This is a genomic window from Nocardia sp. NPDC052112 (genome assembly GCF_040680135.1).
GTDB lineage: Bacteria > Actinomycetota > Actinomycetes > Mycobacteriales > Mycobacteriaceae > Nocardia.
This window is the reverse complement of record NZ_JBFAWD010000030.1, coordinates 92,517-100,494: the sequence shown is the minus strand read 5'-3', so window position 1 is coordinate 100,494 and position 7,978 is coordinate 92,517. Positions and strand designations below refer to the sequence as shown.

At 66.7% G+C, this 7,978-nt stretch carries 7 protein-coding genes and 1 pseudogene; 6 read left to right on the top strand and 2 right to left on the bottom strand.

Annotated features, from left to right (window positions below):
• Together AB0L58_RS37305 and AB0L58_RS37300 are read right to left on the bottom strand one after the other, a co-directional pair.
• Positions 1-676, bottom strand: a 676-nt coding sequence (locus tag AB0L58_RS37305) for a carboxypeptidase-like regulatory domain-containing protein (protein ID WP_364394894.1), incomplete at its 3' end; no start/stop codon positions are given.
• Positions 662-1,999, bottom strand: a pseudogene (locus tag AB0L58_RS37300) (MFS transporter); the annotation flags it as partial. The pseudogene AB0L58_RS37300 and the gene AB0L58_RS37305, both read right to left, overlap by 15 nt.
• Positions 2,000-2,765: 766 nt before the next feature.
• Here AB0L58_RS37300 and AB0L58_RS37295 point away from each other — a divergent pair.
• The 6 genes from AB0L58_RS37295 to AB0L58_RS37270 are packed head-to-tail and all read left to right on the top strand — an operon-like array spanning position 2,766 to position 7,943.
• The gene (locus AB0L58_RS37295; protein WP_364394874.1) at positions 2,766-4,022 is read left to right on the top strand and encodes an ATP-binding protein; all 1,257 of its coding nucleotides are present in this window, start codon (positions 2,766-2,768) and stop codon (positions 4,020-4,022) included.
• A complete protein-coding gene (locus AB0L58_RS37290; RefSeq protein WP_364394872.1) occupies positions 4,019-4,435 on the top strand; it encodes a roadblock/LC7 domain-containing protein in 417 nt (138 codons plus the stop codon). Before AB0L58_RS37295 ends, AB0L58_RS37290 begins: the two co-directional genes overlap by 4 nt.
• A complete protein-coding gene (locus AB0L58_RS37285) occupies positions 4,432-4,803 on the top strand; it encodes a DUF742 domain-containing protein (RefSeq protein WP_364394870.1) in 372 nt (123 codons plus the stop codon). The genes AB0L58_RS37290 and AB0L58_RS37285 overlap by 4 nt, the downstream gene beginning before the upstream one ends.
• Positions 4,784-5,428 carry an ATP/GTP-binding protein gene (locus AB0L58_RS37280; RefSeq protein WP_364394868.1) on the top strand — a complete coding sequence of 215 codons (645 nt, stop codon included), beginning with the start codon at positions 4,784-4,786 and terminating at the stop codon, positions 5,426-5,428. The genes AB0L58_RS37285 and AB0L58_RS37280 overlap by 20 nt, the downstream gene beginning before the upstream one ends.
• Positions 5,425-6,711 (top strand): cytochrome P450, encoded by a 1,287-nt coding sequence (locus AB0L58_RS37275; RefSeq protein WP_364394866.1) that lies wholly within the window; start codon positions 5,425-5,427, stop codon positions 6,709-6,711. Before AB0L58_RS37280 ends, AB0L58_RS37275 begins: the two co-directional genes overlap by 4 nt.
• The gene (locus AB0L58_RS37270) at positions 6,708-7,943 is read left to right on the top strand and encodes a cytochrome P450 (RefSeq protein ID WP_364394864.1); all 1,236 of its coding nucleotides are present in this window, start codon (positions 6,708-6,710) and stop codon (positions 7,941-7,943) included. The genes AB0L58_RS37275 and AB0L58_RS37270 overlap by 4 nt, the downstream gene beginning before the upstream one ends.
• Positions 7,944-7,978 lie beyond the last annotated feature (35 nt).

The window sequence follows — 7,978 nt, the reverse complement described above, 5'->3', positions numbered from 1 at the left end:
CCAGTACCGCCATCGGAGAAAGCTCGATATCATGCCGCAACACACCACTATCCGGCACCGTCAATGTGGTTGCGGTGGGACGCATATGCTCGGCGGCGGCCACCAGGGTGTAGGTGCCCGAACCCAGGCCCTGGTACACATAGGTGCCGTCGTCGGCGGCCATGGCCGCCCCGACGACTTCGCCGCGCAAATCGGTCAACGTGATGGTCGCACCCGGCAACGGCGCACCATGGCCGGCCGTGCGGACCACACCCGACAGCTCGCCGCCGCCCGTCAGCGTCAGGTCCAGTGGCTGCGGTCGTTGACCGATGGCCACATTGACGGCTGCGGGCAGGTGTCCTGTCGCCGACACGATCAATACGTAGTTGCCTGTCTCGGGTGCACTGATCGTATAGCCGCCGTCGGCGGCTCCGGTTGCTCGCGCGACCTGATGGCCATGATGGTCGATCAGGGTCAGCGCCGCATCGGGCACCGGACGGCCGTCTTCGCGGTGAACGCGGCCACCGAGCGACCCACCGCCGGTGAACACGGCGGCCGGCGGCGTGGTCTGCGACAAGGCCGGGACTTCGTACGGACCGTGACCGTTCTGTTGGATCGACGTGTGCTCGGCGACCGGCGTAGCCAGGGCTGGTTCGGGCTCAGACTCGGATGAGGTCTGGATTGCCGCCTTGCGCATGGGAATACAGAGGGACAGCGCGAGTGCTACCAGGGCGGCTGCCATGGCGATCAGGAAGGTGGAGTGGAACCCGTCGCGTGAGGGCAGCAGATGCGGACCGAACTGCATGGTCATGTGCGCGAGCACGACACTCATCACGGCCGCTGAGGTCGAGGTTCCGATCGAGCGCATCAGCGAGTTGAGGCCGTTGGCCGCGGCGGTCTCGGTGATCGGCACCGCGCCCATGATCAGCGCGGGCATCGCCGCGTACGCCAGTCCGACGCCGGCGGCCACGATCACCGATGCGAGCAGGATCTCCCAGACGCTGTTCATCAGAACCACCGCGCACAGGTAGCCGAGGGCGATCACCGCCGCGCCGAGCGCGAGGGTGACCTTCGGACCCCGGCTGGCCGACAGCCGCGCTGACACCGGCGAGAGCAGCATCATCACGAAACCTGTTGGCGCTAGTACCAATCCGGCGCTGACCATCGATAACCCGAGGCCATACCCGGTCCGCTCCGGCGCCATCAGCAATTGGGGGAAGGTCAGCGACATGCCGTAGAGCGAGAACCCCACGGCGATGGAGGTCACGTTGGTGAGCAGCACTCGCGGCCGCGCCGAGACGCGCAGGTCCACCAGCGGTGAGCGCTGCCGCAGTTCGTAAGCGCACCAGCCGAGGAACACCACCACCGACACCGCGAAGAGGATCAGGATCCGAGTGCTGGCCCAACCCCAGTCGGCGCCCTTGGTGATGGCGATCAGCAGTGCGAGCAACGCGACCGACAGCCCGACCGCGCCGCCCAGGTCGAACCGCGCGGGCGTGCGCACCGGCGATTCCGGCACGAACACGAAAACCGCTGCGGCACAGAGAACACCGAGCCCCGCCGAGGTCCAGAACAGTGCGTGCCAGTCCGCATTCTGCGCGATCAGCGCCGCGGCCGGCAGACCGATCGCGCCGCCGACGCCGAGCGTGGCGCTCATGATCGCCATCGCGGAACCCACACGCTCGGTGGGCAATTCGTCGCGCATGATGCTGATCCCCAGCGGAATGGCACCGACCGCGACGCCCTGCAGCGAGCGACCGATGATCTCGGGTACCAGCGTGGAGAAGGACCCGCAGACCGCCGAACCTGCAACCAGCAGAAGCAGATTGGCGAACAGAATCCGGCGCTTGCCGAACATGTCGCCGAGGCGGCCGCTGATCGGAGTCGATACCGCACCGGCGAGCAGGCTGGCCGTCACGACCCAGGAGGCATCGGATGCCGAGGTGCTCAGCAGCGCTGGTAGCGATGGAATGATCGGAATGACCAGGGTCTGCATGAGCGAGACCACGATACCGACCATGCCGAGTGTGGAGATAAGCAAAGCCGGCGTGGGGTGGTGCGGGTCATCGGAATTCGGGATGGTCGAGGGCGCCGTGGTGGCAGCAGTCACGCGTGTACGATACATTCCATATGTATCATGCACAAGATCGAGTCGAACATCTTCGAGCCATCGACGCCACCACCGCCATGCAGGCTCGCCGCACGTATCGGCCGATCGACTCCCATGGTCGCCAGATCGAGCTGTTGGCAACGCTTCCCGGCGTAGGGTCGACCTGATCGTGCCGAGATCGACGCGGACACAGCACAGTTCGACGCTCGCATGTCCCCAGAGTGTGATGCATCGCACAGGAACGTCTCCTATTTCGGTACGCAGCCATCCTCGGGTCGAGCCGACCGCGCGCCACATTGCCGCCGGATCGGGCACAGCCTGCAAGCGGCCACCGCGACAAAGCCGACCGCTGCCCATCCTTCCCGGTTCGATCCCACCGCTCGGCGTCGAATCGAACCGCTGGGACCGCGCTGCGTAGTGCTGCTCAGGTCGCGGGCGCGTTGGGTGGCGGCTATGCTCAGTCCCCGACATTCGAAACCGGTTATCGGTCTGTGTGTTTGGATGCGGCTGATCGCGGGGGCGGGGGTGTCAGGGGAATAGCTGTTTCCCCCGTCGGTGAGCGCGCGAGGGTGGTAGCACGGACTTGTCACAGTCACTGAGTCAGCCCGATAGTCAACTCCCTGTGCCCACCGATCGTCGTCCCCGGCTACCGCTTCGCACGTGGTGGGGATGCCTGATGGTCACCGCCGCCATCGTCGCCGTGGCGGTCTGCTACGCCCCCAACGACTTCCGTATTCCATTGGCTATCGGCGCCGGTGTCAACGCGGTCGTTTTGTCGACCGCGGTGGCAGCCGCTGTCTACTACCGGCGCGCCAGCCTTGACGCCCGTCATGCCGCGATCGCGGTGCGTGCCGCCGCCGGAGCGCAGCTCACCTCGGTGACAGCGGAATCGCACGCCCAACTGCGGGCAGCGCAAGACGCCGCGACCACGCACGCCGCCGATGCCAGAACCAGCGAGAATCGCCGCGCCGCCGCCACATCCGCATTCGCGGCCGCCGCCGGGCGCATGCAGGCGATGTCGACGAGCATGCTGGCCGAACTGCGCGAAATGGAGGACCGCCACGCTGATCCCACCGTCCTCGCGGACCTGTTCACCTTGGATCATCGCACGGGACAGCTGAGCCGTCTGGCCGACAGCATCGCGGTGCTCAGCGGCGGCCGGACCGGCCGCCGATGGGCCAAACCCATTGCCATGCAATCGATCCTGCGCGGTGCCCAAGGTCGAGTCGCGGGCTATCAGCGGGTGCGCCAACGCGCGGTCGCCAACGTCGCGGTTGTCGGTTACGCCGCCGAGGGCATCATGCATGCCTTGGCCGAACTGATCGACAATGCCTGCAACTTCTCCCCACCCACCACCGAGGTGCACCTCTACGCCGCCGAAGTCCCGGCCGGGGTGGTGATCACCATCGAGGACAGCGGACTGGTGATGAGCCAGTCGGCGCTGGCGCGCGCGGAAGTGGCCGTGTCCGGCACGGCGGGCGATATCCGCGGTGCGGGGGCGCCGGATCTGTCGTCGCTGTCGGGCACCCGGCTGGGGCTCGCCGTCGTGGGCCTGCTGGCACGCAAACACGGACTGACAGTCTCCTACCGCCCCTCCGCGATCGGCGGCACCGCCGTGGTGGTGGTTGTTCCCCGCGAGCTGATCACCCGGGTGGACCAGACCGCACACACCCCGCTCACCACCCCCACATCGCGACCGATCGCTGCACCAGGCCCCTCCGAGCCGTTGACGGTCGGCGGCAGTGAACTGCCCAAACGACGCCGCGGCAGCACCTTGGCCGCCGTCCACCCTGATGGCGTGACCACCCCGAAACAGGACGCACCAGTTACGCCGAAGGTGAATCCCGCACAGCTGAGCGCGTTCCAGCGTGTGTTCACCGGCCGCGACCAGGCCGTGCCCCCCGCCCCTTCTGTAGCCGTGGAGAACGAATGACCTCGTCTGTATCAGAGCTGCGTTTCCTTCTGGAAGGACTCGTTTCTCGCACGCCCGGCGCGATCCATGCGTTGCTGCTGTCCAGCGACGGACTGAAGATGGACAACACCAGCGGCCTGACCGTCGACAGCGCCGATCAACTCGCCGCCATCGCCGCGGGAATGCAGAGCCTGTCGATCGGCGCGTCCGCCGAATTCGGTGACGGCAGTGGCGGCGGGGTGCTCCAGTCGATGACCCAGTTTCCCGGTGGGATCTTGTTCATCGTCGCCGCCGGGATGGGCGCGCACCTCGCGGTCATCGCACAAGAGAACGCCGACGCGGGCCTGATCGGGCACAACATGCAGGAACTGGTGGAACAGATGAGCCACCACCTCATGGCCGCGCCGCGCTTCGGGGGAGCGAGCGTGTCGTGACCAGACCCGGCCGCGACGAAGACCCCGACCGGCTGTACACAGTCACCGGCGGCCGCAGCAAACCCGCCACCGACGACTTCGACCTGGTCACCCTGGTGGTCAGCGAGTGCGATCCGGCCCAGGGTATGCAACCCGAGCACACGAAGATCCTGCTCATGTGCCGCGCCCCCACCGCGGTTGTCGAAATCGCCGCCGAACTGCGGGTCCCTGTCGGCGTCGCCACGATCCTGCTGTCGGACCTGCTGCTCACCGGCAAGATCACCGTGCGCCACCCCCAGTTCGGCACCACATCTCATGGTGCGTCGTGGAATACGCGGCCCACCCTTTCCACCCTCGAGAAGGTACTAGGTGGACTTCGCAGCCTCTGATCAGCGACCCGTTCGGGCAGACGCACCCCTGCACGCCAGCACGAGTCAAGGCCTGAAAATCGTCATCATCGGCGGCTTCGGCGTCGGCAAAACGACCTTCGTGCGCTCGGTCAGCGAGATCCGGCCCCTCGACACCGAAGCGACCATGACCCAGCAGGGAAGAACTGTCGACGACCTCACCGGTGTGGGCGGCAAGTCGACCACGACGGTTGCCTTCGACTTCGGGCGCATCACCATCGACACCGAGCATGTGCTGTACCTGTTCGGCGCACCGGGACAGGAGCGGTTCTGGTTCTTGTGGGACCGGCTGTTCACCGGCGCGCTCGGTGCGATCGTCCTGGTCGACCAATGTCGAATCGCCGACTCCTGGTACGCCATCGACCGGCTCGAACACCAGGGCGTGCCATTCATCGTGGCGTGCAATAACTTCGGTGGAAACCACCATTCCGACCAGATTCGCGACGCCCTGGATCTCGATCTTCACGTGCCGCTGCTGGACTGCGACGCCCGCTCCCGCGAATCCGCCAAAGCCGTGCTGATCACGTTGGTCGAATACCTGGTCTCCATTGCCCCGTACGCAAACCAGCGCCACGTCGCGCTCAGCACATCGGAAGGGGCTTCATGACCACTCCCAGCGCCACCCCTGGCGCCCGCAGCGCAGAGTGCCCTGTGCACACCGGGCCCGCGGCAGTGCCGCTGAGCGGACCGCGTTTCCACACCGACCCGCAACGGCTCTACAACGACATGCGTCGAGAACACGGCTCCGTCGCCACTGTCGAACTGCCCGGCGGATTTCCCGCGTGGCTGGTCATCGGCTACAGCGAAATGCATCAGGTCACCAGCGATCCGGAGCTGTTTCCCCGGGATGTGAGCCTGTGGAACCAGTGGCCCAACATCCCCGAGGACTGGCCGCTGCTGCCGATGGTCGGAACGCCGGTCCCGTCGATCTACTTCACCGCGGGCGCCGAACACCGCAGGCATGTGGCGATGGTCGAGCCCGCGCTGGACGCGGTCGATCCGTTCGAATTGCGACGCACCTGTGAGGATTTGGCCGACCGGCTCATCGACGGGTTCTGCGGCAAAGGTGAAGCAGACCTCGTCGCCGACTTCGCGGTGCCGATGCCGGTGCTCGCGCTCGCCGCGATCCTCGGTTTCCCCGACGAGGACGCATCGGACCTGGCGTGGGTGATGAAGGTCCTTGCCGACGGCGGTGCCGACGCGCAAGCCGGGCATCAGCGGTTCACCGAACACATGCAGCGGCTGCTTGCGATGAAGCAGGCGTGGCGCGGAAACGACGTTGTCTCGCGCATGCTGGACGATCCAGCACCGTTCACCGATGAAGAGTATGTGCTGGACCTGATGGCCGTCCTCGCCGCGGGGTATCTGCCCACCTCGGACTGGATCGGCAACTCGGTGCGGTTGATGCTGACCGACGACCGCTTCGCCGCCGCCTTCGGCGGTGGCCGCCACAGCGTCGCGCAGGCGATGAACGAAGTGCTGTGGGAAGACACCCCGACCCAGATCCTCGCCGGCCGATGGGCGGCCCGCGATACCCGCCTGGGCGACAAAGCGATCCGAGCCGGGGACATGCTGCTACTCGGGCTGGCCGCCGCCAACACCGACCCGCATGTGCGCCAGCACGCCGCCGACGGCGTCGAACCCGCCTACAGCGGCAACAGCGCGCACTTCGCGTTCTCCCACGGCGAATACCGCTGCCCGTTCCCCGCGCAGCAGATCGCCGAGATCATCGCCCGCACCAGCATCGAAGTACTGCTGGATCGGCTACCCGACATCGACCTCGCTGTCCCCATCGAAACGCTGGTACGGCGCCCGTCACCGTTTCTGCGCGGCATGATCGCGCTGCCGGTTCGGTTCACCCCGGTTCGTGCCGTCGGAGGTACCCCATGACCCAGGTCTGCCCACACGCCCAGCCCCTTGTCATCGACCCGATGGTCGCCGACCTAGCGGGGGAGACCGCCACCCTGGTCGCTGGCGACTCGATCACCCGCATCGAGCTGCTCGGGGTACCTGCCTGGACCATCACCCGCCACGCCCTGGCCCGGCAGCTGCTCACCGACTCGCGGCTGGTGAAAGACATCAACGCCTGGTCGCTGTGGCAAACCGGTGTCGTCACCAGGCAGTGGCCACTGATCGGCATGATCGACGCAGGCCGGTCCATGTTCACCGTCGACGGCCCCGAGCATCGGCGGCTGCGAATCAAAACCACCCAGGCACTGACCAAGCGGCGGTTGGACGCACTGCGCCCGGTGATCGAACGCCTCACCGCCGAGCTGCTCGACGATCTCGCCGCCGCCGGCCGCGACGGGGCGGTGGTGGACCTGAAATCGGTGTTCGCCTACCCGCTGCCGATGCGTGTCGTCAGTGAGCTGATGGGGGTGGATCGGGCCGACCACCCGATGCTGCTCACCTGGTATAAGGCGTTCTTCTCGCTGCTGACCCCGCAGGACGAACGCCTGCAGGTGATCGACGAGCTGGATGCCTACTTCACCGAGATGGTGCGTCGCAAGACCGCCCACCCGGGTGACGATCTCACCACCGCGCTCATCCAGGCCAGCGACGGCGGTGCACCGCTGACCGAGGAAGAGGTCGTCGGCAACCTCAAAGCGCTAGTCGCCGCGGGCCACGAAACCACCATCGGACTCATCCTCAACAGCGTGCGTGCGCTGCTGGCCAACCCGGACCAGCTGGCCGCCATCCGGTGCGGGGATGTCGAATGGGACGCGGCGGTGGAAGAAACACTGCGTTGGGACAGTCCCGTCACGCACCTGTTGATGCGCTTCGCTACCGAACCCATCATCCTCGACGGGGTCACGATCGAAAAAGGGGACGGTGTTGTGATGTCTTACCGGGCGATCGGCCGCGACCGTGCCCAACACGGTCCCAGCGCAGACGACTTCGACATCACACGTCCCACCGCCAACCGCCACCTGGCCTTCGGGTACGGCCCGCATGTCTGCCCGGGTGCTGCCCTGGCCCGCCTCGAGGGTGGCATCGCTTTGCCCGCTTTGTTCACCCGCTTCCCCGGTCTGCGCCTGGCCGCGCCGAACGAGGTCATCCGGAACCTGCCTGTGCTGACCCAAAACGATCTCGAGGCGTTCCCCGTCCTGCTCGGCCGCTGACACCGTCGAAGTCACCGCCAGGAAACGGCGTGGGC